General features: G+C 74.1%; 21 protein-coding genes. 9 read left to right on the top strand and 12 right to left on the bottom strand.

What is annotated here, in order from left to right; genetic code table 11:
• Positions 1 to 13: 13 nt before the first annotated feature.
• The 3 genes from AB0K34_RS15185 to AB0K34_RS15175 are packed head-to-tail and all read left to right on the top strand — an operon-like array spanning position 14 to position 2,956.
• Positions 14 to 283 carry a tautomerase family protein gene (locus tag AB0K34_RS15185; protein WP_301175091.1) on the top strand — a complete coding sequence of 90 codons (270 nt, stop codon included), beginning with the start codon at positions 14 to 16 and terminating at the stop codon, positions 281 to 283.
• A gap of 13 nt (positions 284 to 296) precedes the next feature.
• A complete protein-coding gene (locus AB0K34_RS15180) occupies positions 297 to 1,733 on the top strand; it encodes an aldehyde dehydrogenase (RefSeq protein ID WP_301175090.1) in 1,437 nt (478 codons plus the stop codon).
• An 11-nt stretch (positions 1,734 to 1,744) separates the two neighbouring features.
• Positions 1,745 to 2,956 (top strand): MFS transporter, encoded by a 1,212-nt coding sequence (locus tag AB0K34_RS15175; protein ID WP_364548890.1) that lies wholly within the window; start codon positions 1,745 to 1,747, stop codon positions 2,954 to 2,956.
• A gap of 9 nt (positions 2,957 to 2,965) precedes the next feature.
• Here the strand turns inward: AB0K34_RS15175 and AB0K34_RS15170 are convergent, their stop codons facing one another.
• A complete protein-coding gene (locus AB0K34_RS15170; protein WP_364548887.1) occupies positions 2,966 to 5,521 on the bottom strand; it encodes a DUF4132 domain-containing protein in 2,556 nt (851 codons plus the stop codon).
• Between the two features lie 168 nt (positions 5,522 to 5,689).
• Between AB0K34_RS15170 and AB0K34_RS15165 the strand changes: the two genes are divergently transcribed.
• Both AB0K34_RS15165 and AB0K34_RS15160 read left to right on the top strand, forming a co-directional pair.
• Entirely contained in the window at positions 5,690 to 6,274 is a 585-nt protein-coding gene (locus AB0K34_RS15165) for a DNA starvation/stationary phase protection protein (RefSeq protein ID WP_138641370.1), read from the top strand.
• 114 nt (positions 6,275 to 6,388) lie between these two features.
• Positions 6,389 to 7,996 (top strand): serine/threonine-protein kinase, encoded by a 1,608-nt coding sequence (locus AB0K34_RS15160; RefSeq protein WP_364548884.1) that lies wholly within the window; start codon positions 6,389 to 6,391, stop codon positions 7,994 to 7,996.
• An 18-nt stretch (positions 7,997 to 8,014) separates the two neighbouring features.
• Here the strand turns inward: AB0K34_RS15160 and AB0K34_RS15155 are convergent, their stop codons facing one another.
• From AB0K34_RS15155 to AB0K34_RS15130, 6 genes are all read right to left on the bottom strand, one after another.
• Positions 8,015 to 8,674 carry a response regulator transcription factor gene (locus AB0K34_RS15155; RefSeq protein ID WP_138636979.1) on the bottom strand — a complete coding sequence of 220 codons (660 nt, stop codon included), beginning with the start codon at positions 8,672 to 8,674 and terminating at the stop codon, positions 8,015 to 8,017.
• Positions 8,671 to 9,825: a histidine kinase gene (locus AB0K34_RS15150; protein WP_364548880.1), complete on the bottom strand. Its 1,155-nt coding sequence runs from the start codon at positions 9,823 to 9,825 to the stop codon at positions 8,671 to 8,673. Before AB0K34_RS15150 ends, AB0K34_RS15155 begins: the two co-directional genes overlap by 4 nt.
• Positions 9,822 to 10,655 carry a CPBP family intramembrane glutamic endopeptidase gene (locus AB0K34_RS15145; RefSeq protein WP_364548877.1) on the bottom strand — a complete coding sequence of 278 codons (834 nt, stop codon included), beginning with the start codon at positions 10,653 to 10,655 and terminating at the stop codon, positions 9,822 to 9,824. The genes AB0K34_RS15150 and AB0K34_RS15145 overlap by 4 nt, the downstream gene beginning before the upstream one ends.
• Before the next feature lie 212 nt (positions 10,656 to 10,867).
• Positions 10,868 to 11,278, bottom strand: a complete 411-nt coding sequence (locus tag AB0K34_RS15140) for a VOC family protein (protein WP_364548875.1) — start codon at positions 11,276 to 11,278, stop codon at positions 10,868 to 10,870.
• A 10-nt stretch (positions 11,279 to 11,288) separates the two neighbouring features.
• A complete protein-coding gene (locus AB0K34_RS15135; RefSeq protein ID WP_364548872.1) occupies positions 11,289 to 12,845 on the bottom strand; it encodes an alpha/beta hydrolase domain-containing protein in 1,557 nt (518 codons plus the stop codon).
• Positions 12,846 to 12,991: 146 nt separating this feature from the next.
• Complete coding sequence (locus AB0K34_RS15130) at positions 12,992 to 13,975, bottom strand: adenylate/guanylate cyclase domain-containing protein (protein ID WP_364548869.1); 984 nt, start codon at positions 13,973 to 13,975, stop codon at positions 12,992 to 12,994.
• Between the two features lie 88 nt (positions 13,976 to 14,063).
• On the opposite strand from AB0K34_RS15130, the gene AB0K34_RS15125 reads away from it, so the two are divergent.
• The gene (locus AB0K34_RS15125; protein WP_138636984.1) at positions 14,064 to 14,831 is read left to right on the top strand and encodes a MerR family transcriptional regulator; all 768 of its coding nucleotides are present in this window, start codon (positions 14,064 to 14,066) and stop codon (positions 14,829 to 14,831) included.
• 4 nt (positions 14,832 to 14,835) lie between these two features.
• Here AB0K34_RS15125 and AB0K34_RS15120 read toward each other — a convergent pair whose 3' ends face one another.
• The 3 genes from AB0K34_RS15120 to AB0K34_RS15110 form a co-directional block, all read right to left on the bottom strand.
• Complete coding sequence (locus tag AB0K34_RS15120) at positions 14,836 to 16,473, bottom strand: sigma-70 family RNA polymerase sigma factor (protein ID WP_138636985.1); 1,638 nt, start codon at positions 16,471 to 16,473, stop codon at positions 14,836 to 14,838.
• 207 nt (positions 16,474 to 16,680) lie between these two features.
• Positions 16,681 to 18,291 (bottom strand): long-chain fatty acid--CoA ligase, encoded by a 1,611-nt coding sequence (locus AB0K34_RS15115; protein WP_240807671.1) that lies wholly within the window; start codon positions 18,289 to 18,291, stop codon positions 16,681 to 16,683.
• 132 nt (positions 18,292 to 18,423) lie between these two features.
• Positions 18,424 to 18,903, bottom strand: a complete 480-nt coding sequence (locus tag AB0K34_RS15110) for a SigE family RNA polymerase sigma factor (protein ID WP_138636987.1) — start codon at positions 18,901 to 18,903, stop codon at positions 18,424 to 18,426.
• A 268-nt stretch (positions 18,904 to 19,171) separates the two neighbouring features.
• Between AB0K34_RS15110 and AB0K34_RS15105 the strand changes: the two genes are divergently transcribed.
• Positions 19,172 to 20,194 carry a hypothetical protein gene (locus tag AB0K34_RS15105; RefSeq protein WP_138636988.1) on the top strand — a complete coding sequence of 341 codons (1,023 nt, stop codon included), beginning with the start codon at positions 19,172 to 19,174 and terminating at the stop codon, positions 20,192 to 20,194.
• On the top strand, positions 20,188 to 21,009 hold the full coding sequence (locus AB0K34_RS15100) for a MauE/DoxX family redox-associated membrane protein (RefSeq protein WP_301175085.1): 822 nt from the start codon (positions 20,188 to 20,190) through the stop codon (positions 21,007 to 21,009). The genes AB0K34_RS15105 and AB0K34_RS15100 overlap by 7 nt, the downstream gene beginning before the upstream one ends.
• A gap of 116 nt (positions 21,010 to 21,125) precedes the next feature.
• Here the strand turns inward: AB0K34_RS15100 and AB0K34_RS15095 are convergent, their stop codons facing one another.
• Complete coding sequence (locus AB0K34_RS15095; protein WP_301175084.1) at positions 21,126 to 21,338, bottom strand: hypothetical protein; 213 nt, start codon at positions 21,336 to 21,338, stop codon at positions 21,126 to 21,128.
• Between the two features lie 72 nt (positions 21,339 to 21,410).
• Positions 21,411 to 22,508: a helix-turn-helix transcriptional regulator gene (locus AB0K34_RS15090; RefSeq protein WP_301175083.1), complete on the bottom strand. Its 1,098-nt coding sequence runs from the start codon at positions 22,506 to 22,508 to the stop codon at positions 21,411 to 21,413.
• A gap of 139 nt (positions 22,509 to 22,647) precedes the next feature.
• On the opposite strand from AB0K34_RS15090, the gene AB0K34_RS15085 reads away from it, so the two are divergent.
• A partial coding sequence (locus AB0K34_RS15085; RefSeq protein ID WP_364548862.1) for a dihydrofolate reductase family protein occupies positions 22,648 to 23,135 on the top strand: 488 nt, incomplete at its 3' end.

Genomic DNA, 23,135 nt, shown 5'->3' with positions numbered 1-23,135 from the left:
GAAGGAGCAGCACATGCCACTCGTCCAGATCAGCCTCGCCGCCGGGCGCCCGCCCGACCAGATCCGGCGGCTGATCGCCGAGGTGCACGACGCGGTCGTGCGCGCCACCAGCACCGATCCGGCCCGGGTCCGGGTGCTCGTCCAGGAGCTCCCGCAGACGCACTGGGCGGCCGGCGGCGTCACGCTCGCCGAGCGCGACGGCCCCGGCGCCCCTCCCGGCACCGGCGCCCGTCCCACCGGCACGGCCCCCGGCACCCCCGCCCCCGGCACTACAGAGGAATGAGGGTTAGCAGCACATGGAGTTCTTCGGGCACGTCATCGACGGCGAGGAAGTCGAATCGCAGGACGCCGCACGGTTCGACAGCGTCGATCCCTGGACCCGGCAGCCCTGGGCGCAGGTGGCGCTCGGCTCGCGGGGCGACGTCGAGCGCGCCGTCGCGGCCGCGCGGCGCGCGTTCGATGACGGACCGTGGCCCCGCATGGGATACGCCGAGCGCGGCCGCATCCTGCACCGCCTCGCCGACCTGGTGGAGGAGAACAAGGACCGGCTCGGCATGGCCGACACCCGCGACATGGGCAAGCCGGTCACCCAGAGCATCGGCAACGACGTCGGCCGGTCGGCCCACAACCTGCGGTTCTTCGCCGAGCACGCGCACCTCTCGGCGGCGGACCGGCTGCCGATGGACAGCGGCCACCACGCCTACACCGCCTACGGGCCGGCCGGGGTCGTCGCCGCCATCTCCCCCTGGAACTTCCCGCTGATGCTGGAGACCTGGAAGATCGCGCCCGCGCTGGCGTGGGGGAACACCGTCGTGCTGAAGCCCGCCGAGGACACCCCGGCCTCGGCGACGCTGCTCGCGCGGCTCGCGACCGAGGCGGGCCTGCCGCCCGGCGTCCTCAACGTCGTGCACGGGTACGGCCCGCAGTCGGCGGGGCAGGCGCTCACCGAGCACGCCGGCGTCGACCGGATCACCTTCACCGGCGCGTCCAGCACCGGACGGGCCATCGCCCAGATCGCCGGCGGCAACCTCGTGCCGGTGAGCCTGGAACTCGGCGGCAAGGGCGCCAACGTCGTGTTCGCCGACGCCGACCTGGACAACGCCGTCGACTGGTCGATCCGGGCCATCTTCACCAACGCCGGGCAGGTGTGCCTCGCCGGCAGCCGGCTCTACGTGCAGCGCGAGATCTACGACGCGTTCCTCGACCGCTTCACCGCCGCCGCCGAGGCGATGGTGGTCGGCGACCCGTCCGACCCGGGCACCCAGCTCGGCCCGCTGGCCTCGCAGGAGCACTACAAGAAGGTCAGCGGCTACGTCGAGACGATCGAGGCGCAGGGCGGCCGGATCCGCACCGGCGGGCTCGGCTCCGGCTGGGTCGTCCGGCCCACCGTGGTCACGGACATGCCGCAGGACGCGCCGCACTGCCGGGAGGAGATCTTCGGCCCGCTGGTCGTGGTGGCCCCGTTCGACACCGAGGCCGAGGCCGTCGCCCTGGCCAACGACACCCCGTACGGCCTCAACGCCATGGTGTTCACCGAGAACCTCAGCCGGGCGCACCGGGTGTCCGCGGCGCTCCGCGCCGGGACGGTCTGGGTGAACTGCTTCTTCATCCGCGACCTGCGCGCCCCGTTCGGCGGCGTCGGGGCGTCGGGCGTCGGACGCGAGGGCGGCGACTTCAGCCGCGAGTTCTTCACCGAGCCGAAGGCCGTCGTCATGCAGATCGACCAGGGCTGACCGCGCGCGGCTTGAACGCCCCGTCCCTCTCACGGTTCCGGGCGCGCGGCGGGCGCCCGGAACGCCCGCCGCGCGTCTGGCCGCTGTACGCGGGCGGCTTCCTCGGCCCCTACAGCGGCACCATGGTCACGCCGATCCTGCACGAGGCGGCGGACGGCCTCGGCAGCACGCCCGAGACGGCCGCCGCCGCCGTGACCGCGTACATGATCCCCTTCGCCGCGCTGATGCTGGTGTCGGGGACATGGGCGGAGCGCTGGGGCCGGCGCCGCACCCTCCGGCTCTCCCTGCTCTGCTACGTCCTGGCGTCCGGGGTCTGCGCCCTCGCCCCCACCATGGAGGTCTTCCTGGCGGGACGCGTCCTCCAGGGCGCCACGAACGCCTTCACGACGCCGCTGCTGCTGGCCGCGATCAGCGACATCACGCCGCGGGAGCGGCTCGGGCGGGCGCTCGGCCGGTTCGCCGCCATGCAGGCCGCCGGCCAGTCGTTCAGCCCGCTGATCAGCGGGATCTCGGCCGCCGCGGACTGGCGGCTGGCGTTCGCCTTCCCCACCGCCGTCGCCCTCGCGCTCGTGCTGCTCCCGCCCTCGACGGCCGCCACCGCCCGCAGGGCGGCCGGCCGGGCGTCCTGGCGGGTCCTGGCGGACCGGCGGCTCGCGGCGACCGCGGCGCTGTCGTTCCTGTGCTACCTGCCCGCAGTCGCGCTCACCGTCCTCACGGTGCTGCGCGCGGAGGAGCGCTTCGGGCTCGGCCCGGCCGAGCGGGGCCTCGTCAGCGCCGGGTTCGGCGTCGCCGGGCTGATGTGCGCCACCGCGCTCGGCCGCGCCCTCGACCGGGCGGGCCCGCGCCGCCTCGGCATCGCGCTGAGCGCCGTGCTGACCGCCGGCGTCCTGACCGCAGCGCTGGGGCCGTCCCTCACGCTGCTGGTGTGCGGCGTCGTCGTCGCCGGGATCGCGGTGCCCGGCCTGCGCAACACCGTGAACGCGCTCGCCGCCGACAGCGCTCCGTCCAACCGCGGGGGCGCGACGTCGCTGGTGCTCTCCGCCCAGTTCTTCGGCGGCGCGCTCGCCCCGATGGTGTGCGTCCCCCTGTACGGCGCGCACGGCGACCCGGCCTTCGCCGCGGTCGGCCTGGTCCCGCTGCTCGCGTTGCTGCTCCTCTCCAGCGGGCGGCTCATGGGCACGGAGCCCGGTGAACGCCGCGCCGCCGTGTCCGCGGGCGACTGAACGGGCGGGTCAGGACGCGCTGCGGAGGAGGTCGTGGACGGCCTCGCTCATCGTGACCGGGTCGACCCGGCCCAGCGGCACGGCGTCCTTCGGCGTCGGCGCGGGGGCGGGGCCCGCCCAGAGGGCGGTGACCTTCTGGTCGTCGCCCTCGCCGTACATGTAGGCGTAGAGGCCGGGGCTCAGGCCGGCGACGACGTACAGGCCGGCGGGGTCGCGGCGGGCCAGCCAGCCGCCCGCGAAACCGCCGTCGGCGTCCACGGACTCCCAGCGGCCCTGCGAGTGGCCCTTCGCCTTGCCGTAGGGCAGCACGAGCCCCTCGACCCGGGCGAGCCGGTGCGCGGCCCGCTCGTCGGCGGTGAGCCGGTACACGGGACGGCCGAGCTGCTCGAACGGCTGCAGGATCTCGTAGTCGGCGAAGAGCTCCGCCCAGGCTTCGAGGTCGTCCAGCAGGACCGGGTGGGCGATGCCGATGCGGTCGTCCGGCGCGGGAGTGAACGCGTCGTCGCGGACGTCGGCGTAGGTGCGGTCCTCGGCGACGCGGAACGCGGTGCCGGAATCGGTGATCCACACCAGCCGGCGGACGATGTGCCCCAGCAGCGGATGGCTGACGAAGAACGTGTGGAAGTCGCCGGGCGTCCAGCTGCGGCGGGTCGTCATGGCCTGTTCGAGGCGCTTGATCTCCTGCGCGGCCAGCGTGCGCAGGTCCTTCTTGAGGCCGGTGAAGAGCGCGTGCGCGGACGCGGCGAGGGCGGGGTCGTCCGTCGCGGCGGGCTTCGGGGCGCTCTTGCGGGTCGTGCCGTTCGGCGCCGTGACCAGCGGGACGAGCTGCTCGTCGAAGGTCACGGTGAACCGGCGGGGGCCGTAGTCGAGGACGAGGACGCCCTGGTCGTCCAGGCCGAAGTCGGGGACGGCGCGGTCGGCCAGGGCGTCCGGCGTGATGCCGCGCGCGGCGGCGATCTCGTCGATCTTCTTGGCGGCGCGGTTCTTGAGGCCCTTGTACCTGCCGGTGCGGGTCAGCTCGAAGAGGTGGGTGAGGGCGACGTCGGAGCCGATGCCGGCGAGGACGTCCAGCGCGGACGCGGCCCGGCCGGTGAGGCCCTCGCCCGGCCAGCGTTTGATCAGCGGGCTGAGCCGCCGCACGGTGGTGTCGTCGCCGATCAGGCCGAGCTGCGCCAGCGCCCAGTTGTGCTTGGTGGGCGCGCCGAGCGCGTACCAGCGCTCGAACACCGCCCAGGAGAACTCGGCCAGCGAGTGCCGGTCGCAGAAGTCGCGGACGCCGGCGGCCTCCGGGGACTTCCGGGCGAGGAGGTGCAGCAGGCGCCGGGTCGCGGCGGCGGGCAGCGCCCGGTCGCGGTCGGGGGTGAGGACGCGCGGCAGGCGCGCCGGGTCGGCCCAGTCGGTCTTCGCGCCGCGGGCGGGCGGCTTCCCCGCGAGGACGCCGGGCAGGTCGTCGGCGTCGGGGACGGCCGGCTCCGCCCGTCCGGTGCGCGTCAGCCCGCGCAGCAGCCCGGCCGCCCGCAGGCCCCGGGTCGTGCCGTCGCCGGCCAGCGGCTCCAGGACCCGGAGCGCGTGGTCGGGGTACCGTTCGACCGCCTCCTGCAAGGCGGCCGGGACGCCCTGCTCGCCGATGTGGTCGAGGAGCACGGGGAAGAGCTGCTCGTCGGGGATCGCCAGGAGCGCCTTCAGCACGATCGGGCGGGTCTTCTCGGCGTCGTGGGCGGGCCTGAGGGCTTGGACCAGCAGGGGGAGGGCGTCCGCGCCGAGCCCGTCGAGCAGCGTCGCGACCACGGCCGGGGTCACCCTGATCCAGCCGGCGTGGGGCGCCTGCTCGGCGGTGGACAGCGAGCAGACCAGGAGTTCGTGGTCGGCGACGGTCAGGCGGGCGGCGTCGGCGAGGGACTCGTCCACCCAGGCCGTCTCGGTCGGGACGAGGTAGGCGGCGACGCGCCGTCGCGTCGCGTCGCCGCGGTGGGCGGCCAGCCGCGCGACGGCGTCGGCGTACTCGGCCTCGGGCGCCGCCGCCAGGAGTGCGCGGAGCCGCTTGGCGGCGGTGTCCTCGGTGACCCAGTCGCTCGCGCGCATCCGGTCGTCGGAGGTCGCCCGCCGGATCTCGCCGCGCCATCCCTCGCTCGGCCCGCTGTAGGAGACGAGCCAGACCGCTCCGGCGGTGTCCCGCCGCGCCGGGCGCGGCACGGGGCCGAGGGCGATGGAGGACGCCTCGGTGAGCGCGCAGGCGGCGAACGCGAGCCCGTGGTCCAGGACCCAGGCGTCGGCGAAGCCGTCGCCGCCGCAGCCTTCGACGTGCTTCACCGCGATCGCGGCGACGGCCGCCGCGCCGACCGGGTCGGGATCGCCGTCCAGCCAGGCCCGGACGCCCGCGGCGAGGTCGGGTGCGGTGCGCGCGTGCTCCGCCATGTCCGCGGCGATCGGGCGGGCGGCGCGCTCCCACGCGCGTGCGCCGCGCGCGGCGTCCTCGTCGGCGACGAGCCCGGGCCCGGCGATGCCGCCCCGCCGCGGATGGACGTGCTCATGCCACTCGACCGGAATCTCCACCGTCTGGCCCATGGCCCCGCAAGCTAACGGCCGGATCGGACAATCCCGGGTCCCGGGACGAGACCAGGGCGGTGACCAGGGCGGTGACCAGGGCGGTGACCAGGGACCGGGCCCGTTTGGCCCCCTCGCCGGGTGGAACACACCCTTCGCCATTCGATGTGAACCCGGAAGGAACCGCACATGAGCACGGACGGGACCCGACCCGCCGGCAGCCAGCCATGGCTGCACCAGCACGGCCGCGAGATCCAGCAGTTCGGGACGGTACGGCAGTTCCCGCTGGCCCTCTCCCGTGACGCCCGCTTGTACTCCTGCCAGCGCCTCAACCGGATCCTGGCGGACACTCAGATCCTCTACGCGCTCTACAAGAAGCACCACTGGCTCGTCCGGGGGCAGACCTTCTACCAGCTGCATCTGCTGCTGGACAAGCACGCGGGAGAGCAGCTCGCGCTGGTCGACACCATCGCCGAGCGGGTGCAGACCCTCGGCGGCGTGGCCGTCGGCGACCCGCGGCACGTCGCCGAGATCACCGCGGTCCCGCGCCCGCCGGACGGCGTCGAGGAGGTCCCGGCGATGCTGTCCCGGCTGCTGGAGGCCCACGAGATCATCCTCACCGAGGCGCACGACGCCGCGGCGCGCACCGCCGAGCAGGGCGACGACGGCACCAACGACGTGCTCGTGTCCGACGTCATCCGCACCGGGGAGCTGCAAGCCTGGTTCCTGGCCGAGCACCTCGTCGACACGCCGCTCGTCGTCGCCGACCACTGAGCGGGCGCGGCGGCCGGTTCCCACCCGGCCCGGGTGTCGTCCGGGCCGGGCCTCGTCGCCACTGGTTGTGTTTTGCTCCGCTTTGCCGGGGTTCGTGGGCTTAGGCTGTCCGCCGTGACCTCTGCGAAGACGGTGATCGACGGCCGTTTCGAACTGCGCGACCGCCTCGGCAGCGGCGGCATGGGCACCGTCTGGCGCGCGTTCGACCTCGCCCTGGAACGCGAAGTCGCGCTGAAGGAGGTGCGGCTCGCCGAGGCCGGGGCCGCCGACCCCGACCCGGACGTCGCGCGGATGCTGCGCGAGCGGGTGATGCGCGAGGCCCGCGCCCTCGCCCGGCTCGACCACCCGAACGTGGTGACCATCCACCACATCGTGGACACGCCCGACATGCCGCACCCGTGGCTGGTCATGGAGCTCGTCCGCGGGGAGTCCCTGCACGACCGGCTGGCGCGCGGGCCGCTGAACCCCGGCGAGGCCGCCGCCGTCGGGCGCGGGCTCCTGGCCGCGCTGCGCGCCGCGCACGAGGCCGGGATCTGCCACCGGGACGTCAAGCCCGCGAACGTCCTGCTGCGCGCGGACGGGACGCCGGTCCTCACCGACTTCGGCATCGCCGTGCTCCGGGAGGCGTCCCGCGTGACCGCCACCGGCGGGCTGGTCGGCTCGCCGGAGTACATCGCGCCGGAACGGCTGAACGGGCACGAGGGCGACCCCGCCTCCGACCTCTGGTCCCTCGGCCTGCTGCTCTACGTGGCCGTTGAGGGGACCAATCCGCTGCGCCGGTCCACGACGGCCGCGACGCTCGCCGCCATCATGACGGCCCAGGTGCCGCCGCCCCGCAACGCCGGGGCACTGGCGCCCGTCCTGCAGTCGCTGCTGGTCCAAGAGCCGACGGCCCGTCCCACGGCCGACCAGCTCGACCACATGCTCACCCAAGTCGCCGGGCAGAGCCCGACGCACCTGTCCTTCGCCCCCGGCCCTGCTCCTGCTCCTACTCCTGCTCCCGCTCCCGCTCCTGGCAACGGCCCCCGCACCTACCCCGCGCAGGCGGCCCCTCCGCCGCAGCGGCGGCGGAGCCGGGCCGGGCTGATCGCGCTCATCGCCGCCGTCCCGGTGGTCACCGCGATCGCCGCGCTCATCGGGACCGCCTTCGTCGTCCTCCCCGGACTCCTCGACGCGGCCGGCGAGTCGGCGTCCCTCGGGGAGGGCCGTCCCAACACGTCCCCGACCGACAGCCTCGCCGAGACCGGCAGCGGCCCGAAGGAGCCCGCGACCCTGCTCACCCCGGCCGCCGTGCGGGACGTGATCAAGAAGTTCGCGGCGGCCTCCGGCAGCACGGAGTTCGCCGAGCTCACCGTGTACCCCGAGCACGCCGACGCCGACGCCCCGGTGGCCGGGCGGCGCGGCGCCTTCGACAACTACACCTACGAGAAGGGCGCGGACGCGGCGGTGCGCCGCCGGCCCAGCATCGCCATCACGACCGGCGACGCCAAGGTGAACCCCGCGACCTTCGACTGGAACGCGCTGCCCGCGCTGATGCGCCGCGCGGAGCGCACCCTCAAGGTGCCCAAGCCGACCAACCGGTACGTCATCGTGAAGGCCGCCTGGACGTTCAACGGCGACCAGCCGACGATGATGGTCTACCTCACCGACGACTACGGCGGCGGCTACCTCGCGGTCAACCGGAAGGGCAAGGTCATCAAGACCGTCCCGTCCAGCTCGTAGGCCGCCCGGCGCCGGGGGTCAGGTCACCAGGCCGCGGCGGTAGGCGTAGACGACCGCCTGGACGCGGTCGCGCAGGTCGAGCTTGGTGAGGATCCGCGACACGTACGTCTTGACGGTCTCCTGGCTGATCACCAGCGTCCCGGCGATCTCGCTGTTGGACAGGCCGTCGGCGATGAGGCGCAGGACCTCCAGCTCGCGCGGGGTCAGCGCGGTCTCGGGCGGGGTGTCCTCGGTGGGCCGGATCCGGGCCGCGAACCGGCCGACCAGCTGCCGCGTCACCTCGGGCGCGAGCAGCGCCGCCCCCGAGGCGACGGTGCGGATGCCGTGCAGCAGCTGAGCGGGCGGGGCGTCCTTCAGCAGGAACCCGCTCGCCCCCGCGCGCAGCGCCTCGTACACGTACTCGTCGAGGTTGAAGGTCGTCACCACGAGCACCTTCACGGGGTCGGCGACCCCGGCGCCCGCGAGCAGCCGGGTCGCCTCGATGCCGTCGAGGACGGGCATCCGGACGTCCATCACCACCAGGTCGGGCTTCAGCCTGCCGACGAGGTCGACGGCGGTGCGGCCGTCGCCGCACTCGCCCACCACCTCCAGGTCGGGCTGCGCGTCGATGATCGTCGCGAAGCCGGTGCGGATCAGCGCCTGGTCGTCGCAGACCAGCACCCGGACCGGATCGGTCACGAGCCGCTCCCCGCGGGGATGCGCGCCCGCACGGTGAAGCCGCCGTCCGGCCGGCCGTCCGCGCTGAACTCGCCGCCGAGGGTGCCGACCCGCTCGCGCAGCCCGGTGAGCCCGCGCCCGCCGCCGCCGGGAGACGCGGACCGCGACCCGGACCCGTCGTTCCCGACCTCCACGGTGATCTCCTTCTCGGCGTAGCGGACGCGCACCTCGGTACGGCTGCCGTGAGCGTACTTGAGCGCGTTCGTGAGGGCCTCCTGAACCACCCGGTAGGTGGTGAATTCGGCGTTACCGGTCGAGGTGGCCGGTGTGCCCTCCTCGGTGAACTCCACGGGCTGCCCGGCCCGCCGCGTCTGCTCGACGAGCGTCCCGAGGTCGTCGATCGACGGCATCCTCGGCTCGGCGCCGTGGTCGGGGTTCAGCACGTCGAGCAGCTGCCGCAGGTCGCTGATGGCGCGCCGGCCCGTGTCGGTGACGGCGGTGAGGGTGTCGTCCAGCCGGTCGGGCGCGGCGGTCAGGTAGCGCGCCGCCTCCGCCTGGACGACCATCGCCGTCACGTGGTGGGTCACGACGTCGTGGAGTTCGCGGGCGATGCGGCTGCGCTCGGCGGCGCGGGTGGCCTCGGCGAGGCGGAGGCGGCGCTCGGCCTCGGCGGCGCGAGTGGAGCGCAGCCACGCCCCCACGCCCCATACGACGCCCAGTGCCAGGTAGAACGTCACGTACTCGTCCGGCCGGTCACCGCCGCCGGCCCGGTCGAGGGCGACCGCCAGCACCGCGTACGCCGCGGTGACGACGACGAGGACGGTGCGGCGGAACCGCTCCTGGTGCGCGCCCATGCTCAGCACCGCGATGGCCAGCCCGGTGCCCGCGAACGTGTGGTAGCCGCGGAGCTGGTCGATCGCGAAGCCGGCCGCGACGACGGCGAGGCACACGTCCGGCCAGCGGCGGCGCACCACGAGGGGGAGGCCCTGCAGGACGACCGCCACGATCGCCAGCGCGTCGTAGGGCCGGTTCGCGACGTCGCCGACGTGGGTTCCGTAGCCGTGCAGGGCCGGGATGAGCGACCCGACCACCAGCACCAGCGCGAGGGGCAGATCCCGGACCATGACGTCCCATCGGCGCCACATGTCCGGGATCGTCCGGAGATCGATCACTGGGCGAGGCTAGCGGTCGCGGCGGCGCGGTCGCGGCGCCTCCGGGGAACCAGGTTGCCGCGCCGGTGGGCCAGCCGCATGAAGAAGACCGTCAGCAGGGCGCCGAACACGACCGAGTACAGGCTCGCCTCCGGGCCGAACTCCCCGCCGCTGATCAGGGTCGGGCCCGAGGTCACGCCGTCCAGCAGCCCCTCGGGGGCGTCCTTGCCGGAGACCGCGGTGCCGAAGATGCCGGCGCCGGCGAAGTTCCAGGCGAAGTGCAGGCCGATCGGCAGCCACAGGCTCCGGGTCGCGGCGTAGGCGGCGCCGAGCATGCCGCCCGCCTCGATGGCGATGGCGATGGCGCCCCAGAAGGTGGCGTTCTCGTTGCCCAGGTGCATCAGGCCGAACACCAGGCCGGTGAGCGCCAGCGACCACCAGGTGCCGATGCGCTTCTCGATGATGCGGAACAGGACGCCGCGGAAGAGCAGCTCCTCCGTCACCGCGGCGGCGGCCATGAAGCCGACCAGCGCGATCGGGCCCGTCCACGAGCCGATGCCGTCGACCTCGTAGTCACCGAGGAAGGCGAGGTTGACGATGACGGCCCCGAACATCGCCAGACCGATCAGCGCGCCCCGGCCGAGGGCGGGCAGCGCGCCCTCGCGGGCCAGCTCGTCCACCGGGCGGCGCTCCGTCCGGCCGACCACGAACACGTACACGAACAGCGCCAGCACGGCGGACGCGAGGCCGAGGCCGAGCGTGGGGAGCGTGCTCCACGTGACCGCCTGGGTGGCGGCGCCGCCGATGGCGGCGACCGCCCCGACCGCCAGGAGCTGGATCAGCAGCTTCATGGTGACTCCTTCGCGAGATCCCCGCGGCATGGGCGCCGCGGCCAGGAGAAACGCTATGGATCACGCGATTCGGAATCTTCACCGTGCGGTGGACACTCTCCGGTAGCTCGCTCGGGGGACAAGCAGCCCGTCCCGGCCCGGACGTACCGGGCCGGGACGGGGGACGGACGGGTCTGTGGACAGGTCGGCGGACGGGTCGGTGGACGGATGGATCAGCGGTGCTCCTGGACGCGGAGCAAGTTCCCGGCGGGGTCGCGGAACGCGCAGTCGCGGATCCCGTACGGCTGGTCGGTGGGCTCCTGGACGATCTCGACGTCGTGGGACTGCACCTTCTCGAAGGTCTCGTCGAGGTTCGGGGTGGCCAGCAGGATCCAGCCGTAGGTGCCCTTCGCCATCATCTCCGCGATGGTGCGGCGCTCGTCCTCGGTGATGCCGGGGTCGGTGGCCGGCGGCGCCAGCAGGATCGAGGTGTCGGGCTGGCCGGCGGGGCCGACCGTGATCCAGCGCATCTTGCCCTGCCCGACGTCGTTGCGGACCTCGAAGCCCAGGACGTCGCGGTAGAAGGCCAGGGACTCCTCCGGGTCGTCGTGCGGCAGGAAGCTCGTGTGAATGGTGATGTCCATGGACACCACGCTAGGCACGGGCTCCTGACCTGCGCTTCTCGATTCCTGACCGATTCGGTCCGGACTCGGCCGCGGCGACGATCGCCGCCGCGTCCTCCGGCAGGAGGTAGCGCGCGTCCACGGACTGCTGCGCGGCGGCCCGCACCTTGGCCACGTAGTCGGCGTGCGTCGGGTAGAGCCTGCTCAGCACCGGTTCGGCGGTGCGGGGGAACGACGGGTCGGACGGGTCGCCGCCGTCGTGCCGGTCCCAGGGGTCGGCGTCGCCGTTCCACGGGTCGCTGGCGCCGTACAGCCCGCAGAAGATGCCGCTGCCGCTGGTGTCGCGCTCGCCGCTGAGGGTCCGGGTGGGGACCGCGACGTCCGGCAGCCGGATGCCGCCGGTGGCGAGGCCCGTGCGCGGGTCGCGCAGGACCGTGTTCAGCTCCGGCCCGCTCGGCGGCGCCGCTCCGCCTCGCGCCCAGCCCGCGAGCAGGCGCAGCGCGGCGTTCATCGAGTAGTGGCCGGGGCCGTCGTTGAACGGCGCCGATCCGGCGGCGCAGTCGGGCTTGGGCGCGGCGTCGCCGGCCGACTTCCTGATCGTGGGTCCGCCCAGGTCGAACGCCCACTGGTCGCCGTGCGCGGTCCCGGCCAGCTCCCAGTGGACGACGCCGCCGGTGTCGGGCTGCCGGGCCGCGAACGCGCCCGGGATGTCGGTCTCGGTGAGCACGACGAACGTCGGGACGGTCAGGTCCGTCCTGATCCGGGACGGGTTCGGCATCCACAGGATGTCGGCCAGCTCGCCGCTGATCGGGGACGCGACGGCGCTGTTGCTGTGGATCATGAAGCCGTCGTAGACGCGCGCGACGGGCTGGACGGCGTTGGCGTAGGTCGTCATGAAGCCGGCGGACTGCGACTCGCCGTCCGCGAGCAGCGTCGTGACCTTCAGTCCGCCGAGCGGGTCGGGGCCGTCCGGGCTGCGCAGCGCCCGCCCGGCCTGGGAGAAGATGTCGTACGCGAAGGCGTCGCCGGGGTGGACGAGGGTGCCGTAGCGGGCCGGGTCCCAGCCCTTGAGGCCCTTGATCTCGCCGAGCCCGCCGTTGACGCCGACCGACTGCGCGGAGACGCCGACCCAGGCGTACCCCTGGCGGAGCAGCTCGTCCCGCGTGAACCAGTAGTCGGGGGAGAGTTCGAGCTGGCCGCTGACGTTGAGCCATTCGACCACGACGGTGCCGTTGAACTTCGCCGGATCGGCGGGGCGGCGCACCAGGAGCCGGCTCTTGAACGCGGCGCGGCCGGACTCGCGCACGTCCCAGCGGCCGTCCGACCGCCAGAGGCCGGCCTTGGCGTAGGACGCGGCCGTGCCGGAGAAGAAGTACTCGCTTTCGGTGTAGCCGAACGAGCCGAGGTCCTCGGCCGCGGCCAGGAACGGGAAGCCGTGCTCACCGGCGGGCGGGACGCTAGTCACCGGATCGGTGGCCGCATGGGCGGCGGGGACGGCGGCCGGGGCGCTGAGCAGTGCCGCGGACAGCACCGCCCCGAGGGTCGCGGCGGCCGCCCGCCGCTTGGGGAACCGTAAGGCCAGGCGCATGGTTGCCTCCGTGGAAGCGGGTTGGGGGAAGCACAGTGTCCGCCGCCCCCGGCACCTGAGGCATCGCGCGAATCACCGGCCTTCTCCTCCGCCGCAGGCCGCCGAACGCCGGTCGCGACCGACACGGCGCGCTCGGCGGCCGGCGATCAGGCGCGGCGGGGACGGCGGAGCACGTAGGGCCTCACGCGGCCCAGGCCCTGGAGCGGGCGGGGGCGGAGGCCGGACGTGTGGAAGGCGCCGGACGGGAGGGCCGCCGCCAGGTCCGGCCCGGCCAGGACCGTCCCCGGGTAGGCGGTGGAGGTCAACCGGGCGGCCATGTTGACCGGCGTGCCGAACACGTCGCCCAAGCGCTGGATGACCTCGCCGTACGCGAGCCCTACGCGGACCTGCGGGAAGTCGGGTGCTTCGTTGAAGTGCTCCGCGATGCGCAGGCCGATCTCGGCCGCGGCGGACGGCGACGGGGCGACGAACAGGACCTCGTCCCCCAGGGTCTTCACGACGCGGCCGCCCGCCTCGGCGACGATCTCGGCGGTCGCCGACTCGAAGCGCTCGACGAAGGCGGCGAGGCCGTCGCCGTCGAGGCGGCGGCTCAGGCGGGTGAAGGACACGACGTCGGCGAAGCCGACGCCGAGGTGGGCGAGTCCCGCCGCCGGGTCGGACTGGGCGGCGGCCGTGGTCGCGGCGGCGCGCATGCCGGCGGCGGTGAGCTGGCGGCGCCAGCCCTGCAGCAGCAGCCGCTCGAACGCCGGCCGCAGCTCCTCGGTGGCGGCGAGCGCGGCGGTGACCAGCTCCGCCGTGACGGGCTCGTCGGAGGGCAGCGCGGCGAGCCGCTGCAGCCACACGTCGCCGAGCCAGCTCGCGAGCCGGCCCATCGTCTGGCCGACGGCGCGGGCGAGCTGGAGCACCATCTCCTCGTCCACCATCGCGTGGGAGAGCAGGTCCTTGATCTCGCGGAGCGCGGCGACGTCGCCGTCGGTGAACGCGACCTCGTCGTCGGGCGGGGCCGGGAAGCCGAGCGCCTGCCAGATCCGGCGCGCGTAGTCGTCCGTGACGCCCGAGAGGGCCTCGACCTCCTTGCGCGTGTAGCGCAGGGGGCCGCCGAGGAGGGTCTCCTCGATGTCGTCCGCCATGCCCGGCAGCCTATGTGCCATCGGACGATGTAACAATGGTGCGCGGGTAAGATCACGGGGGGACATCGAACGAGCCGGCGGACGGGGCATGGCCGAGTACCGAATCGACGAGCTGGCGCGGCTGGCCGGAAGCACCGTGCGCAACATCCGCGCCTACCAGGACCGGGGGCTGCTGCCGCCGCCGCGCCTGGAGGGCCGCGTCGGGCTCTACGACGACTCGCACCTCGCGCGGCTCCGGCTGATCGGCAACCTGCTCGGCCGCGGCTACACCTTCGCGATCATCAAGGACCTGCTGTCGGCGTGGGAGACGGGCAAGGACGTCGGCGAGGTCCTCGGGCTGGAGAAGGTCCTCACCGACCCGTGGTCGGACGAGATCCCCGGCACCACCACCTACGAGGAACTGGTCGAGATCTTCGGCGCCGGCCTCGACGAGGACGAGGTGGCCCGCGTCCGGGAGCGCACGATCGAGCTCGGGCTGATCGAGCCGGACGGCGACACGTTCCGGGTGCCGAGCCCGCGGCTGCTGCACGTCGGCGCCGAACTCGTCGCCGCCGGCATCCCGCTCGACTCCGTCCTCGACATCGCCGCCGAGATCCGCGCCGACTGCGACGTGATCGCCGGGCGGTTCGTCAACCTCGTCCAGGAGAACGTCTTCGACCGGCTGGAGCGGCAGCCGTCCCCGGACGGCGCCGAGGTCGCGGAGATCGCCGCCGTGGTCCGCCGGATGCGGCCGCTGGTGAAGATGGTCGTCGACCCGTTCATCGCGCGGGCGATGGAGGCCCGCGTCCAGGAGGCGCTCGGCGAGCGGCTCGAGACGCTCCGCGACGCGCTGGAGCGGCAGCCCGCCGACGGCTGAGCCGTCACAGCAGGGTGGCGCCCCAGACGACCTTCACCTGGTGGCTCGCGCCCTCGGAGTCGGTGAACGTGAGCGTGCCCTGACCGGGCAGCCCGATGAGCGCCGTGCGGAGGGTGAGCGTCAGCTCCGTCGTGCCGCCCGCCGACATGCCGCCCTGCATCTCCGAGAGGATCAGCTGGTTCGACGACGTCATCGCCGTCCACGACACCGGCCCGCTCTCGGCGGCGAGGCTGACGTGGGCGGTCTTGGTGCCGTACATCTCGACCTTGGCGGGGTTCACCACGAGGACGCCGGTCTTGGCGGGCGGCTGCGTCGGCTGCGCCGGCGGCGTCGGCGAGGACGGGTCCGTGGGGTGCACGGTCGTCTTCTCGTCCGGCCGCAGGCCGGGGGACGGCTGGACGGGCCGCGCCTGCGGCCCCCCGCTCGGGCCCCCGGGCGACGGGTGCCCGCCGCCGCCGGAGCCGCGCTCCTGCGGCGACTCGTGGGTGATCGACGGCTGCGGGCCCGTGCGGAACGGCGGCCAGGACAGCGTGCCGCTGCCGATGCCGGGCCCCATCACGAACGCCGCGACCAGCGCGGCGACGAGCGCGCCCGCCATGCCGCCGACGGTGAACAGCCAGCGGCGGGTGAACGGCGACGGCACGTCCGGCTGGCTCGGCAGGCCGGACGGAGTGAGCGGGCCGCCGCGCGCGGCGATGTCGGCCCGGTAGCCGGCCAGCTCCGGGTCGGTGGCGGTGTGCATGACGCGGTGCCGCAGCGCGGCCGGCAGCACCGGCGCGGGCGCCCGGCGCAGCAGCGCGGCGGGGGACACCCGGCCGCGGCGCAGGCAGGCGAGGCAGTCGGCGACGTGCCGCTCGGTCTCGGGGTCGGCGGGGGAGTCGTCGCCCCCGCCGCGCAGCATCCGCAGCACCCGTCCGGCCGGGCCGGGACGGGCGGCGGGCGCGGGCGGCGCCGCCTCCTCGGCCTCCTCCGCCGGGGCGCGGGCGGCCAGGACGGCGATCCCGGCGTCCCCCGCGGCTTCGGGGGCCTCCTCCACCGGGCCCGCCGCGCAGGCGCGCTCGGCGGCGCGCACCGCGTCCCGGAGCGCGTCCTCCAGCTCGGCGCGGGCCTTGCGCACCCGCATCGCCGCCCGCCGCGGCGACAGCCCGAGCGCGGCGCCGAGCCGGGCGGGCCGCAGCCCGTGCCGGAACGCCAGGAGCATCACCTCCTGGTCGACCGGCTCCAGCCGGGCGAGGGCGGCGCGCAGCAGGCGGTGCATGTCGCCGGACGGCGGCCAGTCGAGGCCGAGGCCGTCGCCGTCGGCACGGTCCGGGAACGGCGGGTCGGCGAACTCGGCCTCCCGGTCGAAGAACAGCGCCTTCGCGCGCCCCCGCCGGACGCAGCGCCGCCGCGCCGCCCCGTACAGCCAGGAACTCAGGTACAGATGGTCGCGCATCCGGGGGGCCCGGCGGCAGGCGTCGATGAACGCGTCATGGACGATGTCGGCCGCGACCTTCGCATCGCCCGACATTGACAGTGCGTAGTCATAAAGGCGCTCGGCGTACTCGTCATAGAGTGCGGCGAGCGCCGCCTCGTCGCCTTCGTTCAGCCCCTTGACCAGCTTGTGGTCGGCCGAGCGTGCGGAGGTGGACAACCTGGGCATTCACGCTCCCGGCAGCGGCATGAGGGGTCCGCCCCCACGGGGGTCATCCGGACAATCAGCCCACCTTGCATACACCCGCGGACCCCATTCGCACCACATCATCTCCCGAAATCACCATTAAGGTAACACCCGGGCGCGTTATCGCCTCTCTCCGTGCCCACGTGGCGCATGACTCGTCGTCAGAATCGAGTCAGCCGCCCGGCCGGCTCAGTCCGCGCGGCGAACCTCCAGGTCACCGTCGGCGTACCGGCGCCGCAGCACCTTCTTGTCGAACTTGCCCACGGACGTCTTCGGCACCTCGGCGATGAACGACCACCGCTCGGGCAGCTGCCACTTCGGGATTCGGTCGGACAGGAACTCCCGCAGCGCCGCCGGGGTGACCTCCGCGCCCTCGCGCAGCACCACCGAGGCCAGCGGCCGCTCCTGCCACCGCTCGTCGGGCACGCCGACCACGGCCGCCTCGACGACGTCCGGATGCGCCATCAGATGGTTCTCCAGCTCCACCGACGAGATCCACTCGCCGCCGGACTTGATGACGTCCTTCGCCCGGTCGGTGAGGACGAGGAAGCCGTCCGCCGACAGCGTCCCCACGTCCCCGGTGCGCAGCCAGCCGTCGTGGAACTTCGCCGGGTCCGCGTCGAGGTGGTAGGCGCCGGTGATCCACGGGCCGCGGATCTCGACCTCCCCCACCGCCTCGCCGTCGTTCGGCAGCACCCGGTCGCCGTCCCCGACGATCCGCATCTCCAGGCCCGCGAGGACGCGGCCCTGGCTGATCCGGGCCCGCCACGCGTCGTCCGGCGCGGCCTTCGCCGGCGGGTGCGCGACCGACGCGACCGGCGAGGTCTCGGTCATCCCCCACGCCTGCACGATGCGGACGCCGATCTCGTCGAACCCGCGCATCAGCGCCTCCGGCACCGCCGACCCGCCGCACGGCACGAGCCGCAGCGAGCTGAGGTCGGACCCGTGCTCCCGCGTGTACCGCAGGACGTCCGACCAGATCGTCGGCACCGCCCCGGCGACCGTCGGGCGCTCGGTCTCGATCAGCCGGACGAGCGGCTCGGCCTGCAGGAACCGGTCCGGCATCGCCAGCGAGGCGCCCGCCATCACCGCCGCGTAGGGCATCCCCCAGGCGTTCGCGTGGAACATCGGGACCACCGGCAGCACGACGTCGGACGCGCTCAGCCCGATCGCGTTGCCCGTGCACGTCGCCATCGAGTGCAGGTACGCCGACCGGTGCGAGTAGACGACGCCCTTCGGGTTCCCGGTCGTACCGCTCGTGTAGCACATCGCCGCCGCGGACCGCTCGTCGATCTCCGGCCACGCGAACTCCGCCGGCGCCGCGTCCAGCAGCTCCTCGTACCCGTGCAGCTCCTTGCCCGCGCCCTCCAGCGGCGCCCGGTCGCCGTCCCCCACCACGACCACGTGCCGGACGGTCTTCAGCTGCGGCAGCACCGGCGCCAGCAGCGGGATCAGCGACCCGTCGACGATGACGACCCGGTCCTCGGCGTGGTTGGCGATGTAGACGAGCTGGTCGGGGAACAGCCGCAGGTTGAGCGTGTGCAGGACGGCGCCCATCGACGGCACCGCCAGGTACGCCTCCAGATGCTCGGCGTTGTTCCACATGAACGTGGCGACGCGCTGGTCACCGTCCACCCCGAGGCCGCGCAGCGCCCCGGCCAGCCGGCCGGCGCGCTCCCCGACCTCCGCGTAGCTCCGGCGCCGCGCGCCGTCCCCCGTCCAGGTGGAGACCTCGGCGGAACCGAAGATCTCCGCGCCGTAGCGCATGATCGTCGTAATCGTCAGCGGGAAATCCTGCATGGTGCTCCACATGAGCGACCTCCAGCTCGCGGCGGATTCCAGAACCGGATTCTTGCAGTGTTGGCCCAGGGGGGCGACCCCCTGGAATCCCTGTTTGCGTAGGGGGAGTCGCTCCCTGGGCCAAGCCTGCGGCTAGTACAGCTCCCTTAGGCGGGCCATTGCTCGGGAGACGGTGGATTTCACCGTGCCCACGCTGACGCCGAGCACTTCGGCGATCTCCCTTTCCGACATGTCCTCGTAATAGCGGAGCATGACGGCGAGGCGCTGCCGTTCGGGGAGGCGGTCGAGGGCGCGGCCGAGGGCGTCGCGCATCTCGCTGCGGTCGGTGTGGTCGTCGACGGGGCGGTCCGGGAGCCGGTCGGTGGGGTAGACCTCCAGTTTGCGGCGCCGCCACCAGGAGATCTGCGTGTTGACCATGGCGCGCCGGACGTAGCCGTCCACGGCGGCGCGGTCCTCGATACGGTCCCAGGCGAGGTAGGTCTTGGCGAGGGCGGCCTGGAGGAGGTCCTCGGCCTCGGCCCGGTCGGAGGTGAGCCGGGTCGCGGCGCGCAGCAGCACGGGCCCGCGTTCCGCCACGTACGCGCGGAACTCCTCGTGCCGCGTCGCGTTCACTTCACCACCGGACCAAGGGGTTGCGGAGCCGCCGTCGGCGACTCCCGGGTATGGTCGACCCTCGCATGAAGATCGTAATTCCGGGCCTACAAAAACTACATATCCGGGTCAACCAGTTCATAATCTTCATCCCAGGTAGATCAGACATCCCCCGGCGGTCGACTTATCGCGACAAATCCGTCGACAGGCCGAGTCACGGGACGTGACCCTTGACGCACCGTCGTCCCGTCGGTCGCCCAGAGTGATCAATCCTGCCGGAGTCTCCGTGATGCCGCCCTCCCCGCGCACCGACGCACGCCTCGAAACGCGCGCACGCCTCGCCACGGCCGCGCGGCGCCGGCGGCGGGAGGCCGTCTTCGGGGCGGCCGCGCCCCCGTCGCAGGACGCCGAGCCGCCGCTGCGCGCGCTGGCCGGGACCGTCCTCGACGCCAGCCCGCACCTGCTGGTGGTGGATGCGGGCGGCACGGAGGTCCGGCTCGCGATGAGCGACGCCACGCGGATCTGGCACGGCGGGCGCGGGGGCCTCGCCGCGCTCCGCCCGGGCCGCCCCGTGGTCGTCCGGCAACGCGGGGGGACGGCCGGCGCCGGGGCGCCGGGGGTGGCCGCCGCCGACCGGGTGTGGGTCGGGATCGGACGCGTCGCCGGCACGATCTCGGCGTGCGGGAGGGACACCGTGGAGGTGGACATGGGGGCGCACCGCGGGCGCGCCCATGTGGTGATCCCCCCGCACGCCCTGCAGCGGATCCTGGTCCGGCACCCGCGGCTGGAGCCCGGATACCTCCTCGACGTGATCTGCGTCGGGACCCCCGACGGGCCGCACGCGGTGCGGCCCGGCACGTCCCAGCCCGGATACCGCGCGGACGACCTCGCCGCGCCCGACGCGACGGCACCCGTGCCCGAGGTGCTGCACGGCACGGCGACCTGGTTCGGGGACGCCGGCGGCGCGGCGCCGGACGGGGCGGCCTATCCGGCGGTCGACTCCGAGGGGACCTCCGGCGGGTGCGCGGACGCCCCGTCCGGTTGCGTCCCGTTCCCGTACCTGTCGCTGGGCGGGGAGCTGACCGTCCGCAACGAGTGCGGCGGGCGGGCCGCGACCGTCCCGGTGATCGAGTGCGGCTGCACCGCGGCCCGCTTCTGCGACCGGTGCGTGGAGTGCGACGCGTCCCCGCGCGGCCGGATCGTCGAGCTGACGCCCGTCGCGTTCGCCGGGCTCGGCGGCGACCTGGAGGCGGGGTGCTTCAACGCCTCCGTCCGCCCGCACCTGCCGCCCGCCGAGGAGGGGCCATGGTGACCGCGTTCCAGAACACGCAGGTGCTCCTGCTGGCGGCGGTGCTGCTGGCCGCGGGCGCGGCGAAGCTGATCGTCCGGGAGCGGACGGCGGGCGCGCCGCCCGACCACGTGCACGGCGTCCCGGTGCCGGCCGGGCTCGCGCGGCTCACCGCGCTGCGCGGCAGCCGCGGCATGGCGGTCGGCCTCGGCTTCGGCGAAAGCGTCCTCGGGCTCGCGCTGCTGGTCACCTCGCACCTGTCGGTGCGGCTCGCGACGACGGTCGCGTTCGCCGCCGCGACCTGGGTGGTCGGGGAGCTGCGGGTCCGCAGGCCCGACGCCGGATGCGGCTGCTTCGGCGGCCTCAGCGGCAAGCGGGTCGGGCGGCGCAGCGTGCTGCGGGCCGTGCTGTTCACCGGCGCGGCGGTGGCCTCACTCGGCGCGCCGCTCGCGGGCGTGGACGTGCTGCGCGACGTGCAGGTCCAGGTGGGGCTCGTCTTCGCGGTCGAGGTGGCGCTGTTCGCGGCGCTCTCCCCCGAGCTGGCCGAACTGGCGGAGCGGCGCCGGCGGCCCGCCGGCCTGCCGGCCGAGCGGCGGCGCAGCCCGCTGGCGGAGACGTACGCGGCGCTCTACGCGAGCGCGGCGTGGGCCGAGCACGAGAACGCGATCGCCAGCGCCGTCCCGCTGGACGTGTGGCGCGAGGGCGGCTGGCGGTTCGTCGCGTTCGCGGGCCGGGCGGACGACCGCGACGTGGAGATCGTCTTCGCCGTGTCCACGGCCGAACGGAACCGCACCGTCCGCTCGGCGATCGCCGTCCCCGACCCGTCTGCACCCGTCTAGCCCCATATTGGACAGGCTCAATAGCCCCTTAGAGACCTCTCGACCGGGTGAACCGGGGGTGGCCGTTGGGGGGCGCGGCCCCGGCAGGGGCGCGGCCCCTCACTCACGCGGCGAGATCACCAGGTGGCGTCGTCGCTCCCCGACTCGTCCTCGAAGCTCCCGAAGTCGTCGTCATGGCGGGACGGCCCGCGCACTCCGCCGGGCGAGGACTCGTCCTGCCACCGGTAGCGCCCCGGGTCGTGCTGCGTCGCCGGCTCGTCCTGGACGTCGTCGTCCTGATTGAACTGGTGGTCCGGATCCTGACCGCGGAACCGGTCGTCGTCTGCCATGTTTCCCCCCGACATGCACGTCCTGCCCGTCACATGGCCATACGTCGCCTATCTACCCATTCACCGAGGCCGTCACCTGCGTCCCGCGGTCAGGGAGGCGGCATGGTGATCGAGGAACAGCCGGGCGATCAGATCACCGCGCGACCCGGCGCCCGACTTGGCGAAGATCGATTTTAGGTGGTCCTGCACCGTGTACGACGACACGTGCAGCCGTCCGGCGATCTGCCTGGTGGACAGGCCCCGCGCCACCAGCTCGGTGACCCGGCGCTCGCTGTCGGTGAAGCCGTAGGCCGCGACCATCAGGGGCGCCATCTCGGCGGGGCGGGCGGCTTCTAGCATCACCGCGACCTGCGGTTCGGAACCGTCGGCCAGCAGCGAGCCGCGGACGATCAGCCACCGCCCGGCCCGGGTGCGCGCCCGGGCCCTGGCCGGCGAGGGTGCGGCACCCGCCGACGGGTCGCGGAGGTCGCGGGTGCGGCGGGCGACGGCGGAGACCACCAGCGGAAGCCGGGCGCCCGCTCTCTCACCGATGCCCAGCTCGTCCAGCCAGAGCTCCGCCGCCTCGTTGGACATGCGCACGCCGTCCTCGGTGTCGAGCACGAGCAGACCGACGTCGTCGTCCCCGGCCCGTGCGGCATCGAGTAACAGGCCGCGCCGCAGTCCATCGGTGATCAGGGGGGCCACCGACGAGGCGAACTCGACCTCGTCCGGGGAGAAGTGCGGGCGCTCGGCCTCCCTGAACACGGTCAGCTGCCCCCACGTGCCCGTGCCGCCGGCGAGCACCACCCGCAGCTCGTCGGAGAAACCGCCGGGGCGCCGGATCTCGCGCTGGCGCGGGCTCCGGTCGAGATCGCCGGCGGTGGCCTCGCTCAGGCTGCCCGCCGGCCGTCCGGCACGGGCGAGCTGCGCCCACGTGTTGAAGTCCGGCTCGCGCACCTCGATCTCCACCAGCCGGAGCAGCTCCGCCGCGGGCAGGCCGTTCTCCACGAACTCGGCGGTCGGGAGCATGGTCGCCGGGTCGGTCGTCATCAGGCAGGTGCCCTCGGCGGGCACGGCCCGGCCCAGGGCGTCGCCGACGGCCCGGGAGAACTCCGCCACGGACAGCCCTCGGTGAGCCAGCCTGACGATCTCGTCGCGGACGCGCGCCCGCGCCGCAACCGCGTTGACCACGACCGAGATCCTAGGACGATCGGCGGCGTCTTCCCAGAAATCTGGGATATCACCCGGCGCCGCGCTCTCACATGCTGGGCACGTACCAGGTCTCACCCGGACGGCGTCACCCCGCCGGACGTACCGAAAGGACCCGAATGTGAGTCAGAGCGTGCTGTACATGTCGATGTCGGTGGACGGGTTCATCGCCGGGCCCAATGCGGTACCGGGCAACGGGCTCGGCGACGAGGGGCATCGGCTCCACGAGTGGTTCCTGCCGGACGCCGACGCCGGGCACAGGAGGGACCTCGACCGCCTGGCGGGCGTGAACCGCGAGGTCATGGACGAGGCCATGGCCAGCGGGGCGGTCGTCGCCGGACGGCGGACGTTCGAACTCGCCGGCGGCTGGGGCGGCGACCACCACGACGGCGTGCCGATCTTCGTCCTGACCCGCCGGCGGGCCCCGGAGCCGCACTGGCCCGGGGTCACCTATGTGGACGACGTGACGGCCGCGATGAACGCGGCCAAAGACGCGGCCGGCGACAAGGACGTCCTGGTCCACGGAGCCCGCACCGCGCGGCTGGCACTCGGCGCGGGCGTCCTCGACGAGCTGCAGATCCACCTGGTCCCGGTCCTGCTCGGCCAGGG

The organism is Actinomadura sp. NPDC049382 (assembly GCF_040677125.1).
Lineage (GTDB): Bacteria > Actinomycetota > Actinomycetes > Streptosporangiales > Streptosporangiaceae > Spirillospora > Spirillospora geliboluensis.
Note: the sequence above shows the minus strand (reverse complement) of the source record. Positions and strands in the feature narration are given on the sequence as shown.

Bases quoted from the DNA above. Each gene is read 5' to 3' on its own strand.
- AB0K34_RS15135 (WP_364548872.1), bottom strand. From the start codon at position 12,845: ATGCGCCTGGCCTTACGGTTCCCCAAGCGGCGGGCGGCCGCCGCGACC.
- AB0K34_RS15120 (WP_138636985.1), bottom strand. From the start codon at position 16,473: ATGCCCAGGTTGTCCACCTCCGCACGCTCGGCCGACCACAAGCTGGTC.
- AB0K34_RS15185 (WP_301175091.1), top strand. From the start codon at position 14: ATGCCACTCGTCCAGATCAGCCTCGCCGCCGGGCGCCCGCCCGACCAG.
- AB0K34_RS15105 (WP_138636988.1), top strand. From the start codon at position 19,172: ATGCCGCCCTCCCCGCGCACCGACGCACGCCTCGAAACGCGCGCACGC.
- AB0K34_RS15100 (WP_301175085.1), top strand. From the start codon at position 20,188: ATGGTGACCGCGTTCCAGAACACGCAGGTGCTCCTGCTGGCGGCGGTG.
- AB0K34_RS15165 (WP_138641370.1), top strand. From the start codon at position 5,690: ATGAGCACGGACGGGACCCGACCCGCCGGCAGCCAGCCATGGCTGCAC.
- AB0K34_RS15140 (WP_364548875.1), bottom strand. From the start codon at position 11,278: ATGGACATCACCATTCACACGAGCTTCCTGCCGCACGACGACCCGGAG.
- AB0K34_RS15170 (WP_364548887.1), bottom strand. From the start codon at position 5,521: ATGGGCCAGACGGTGGAGATTCCGGTCGAGTGGCATGAGCACGTCCAT.
- AB0K34_RS15180 (WP_301175090.1), top strand. From the start codon at position 297: ATGGAGTTCTTCGGGCACGTCATCGACGGCGAGGAAGTCGAATCGCAG.
- AB0K34_RS15145 (WP_364548877.1), bottom strand. From the start codon at position 10,655: ATGAAGCTGCTGATCCAGCTCCTGGCGGTCGGGGCGGTCGCCGCCATC.
- AB0K34_RS15125 (WP_138636984.1), top strand. From the start codon at position 14,064: ATGGCCGAGTACCGAATCGACGAGCTGGCGCGGCTGGCCGGAAGCACC.
- AB0K34_RS15130 (WP_364548869.1), bottom strand. From the start codon at position 13,975: ATGGCGGACGACATCGAGGAGACCCTCCTCGGCGGCCCCCTGCGCTAC.
- AB0K34_RS15115 (WP_240807671.1), bottom strand. From the start codon at position 18,291: ATGCAGGATTTCCCGCTGACGATTACGACGATCATGCGCTACGGCGCG.
- AB0K34_RS15095 (WP_301175084.1), bottom strand. From the start codon at position 21,338: ATGGCAGACGACGACCGGTTCCGCGGTCAGGATCCGGACCACCAGTTC.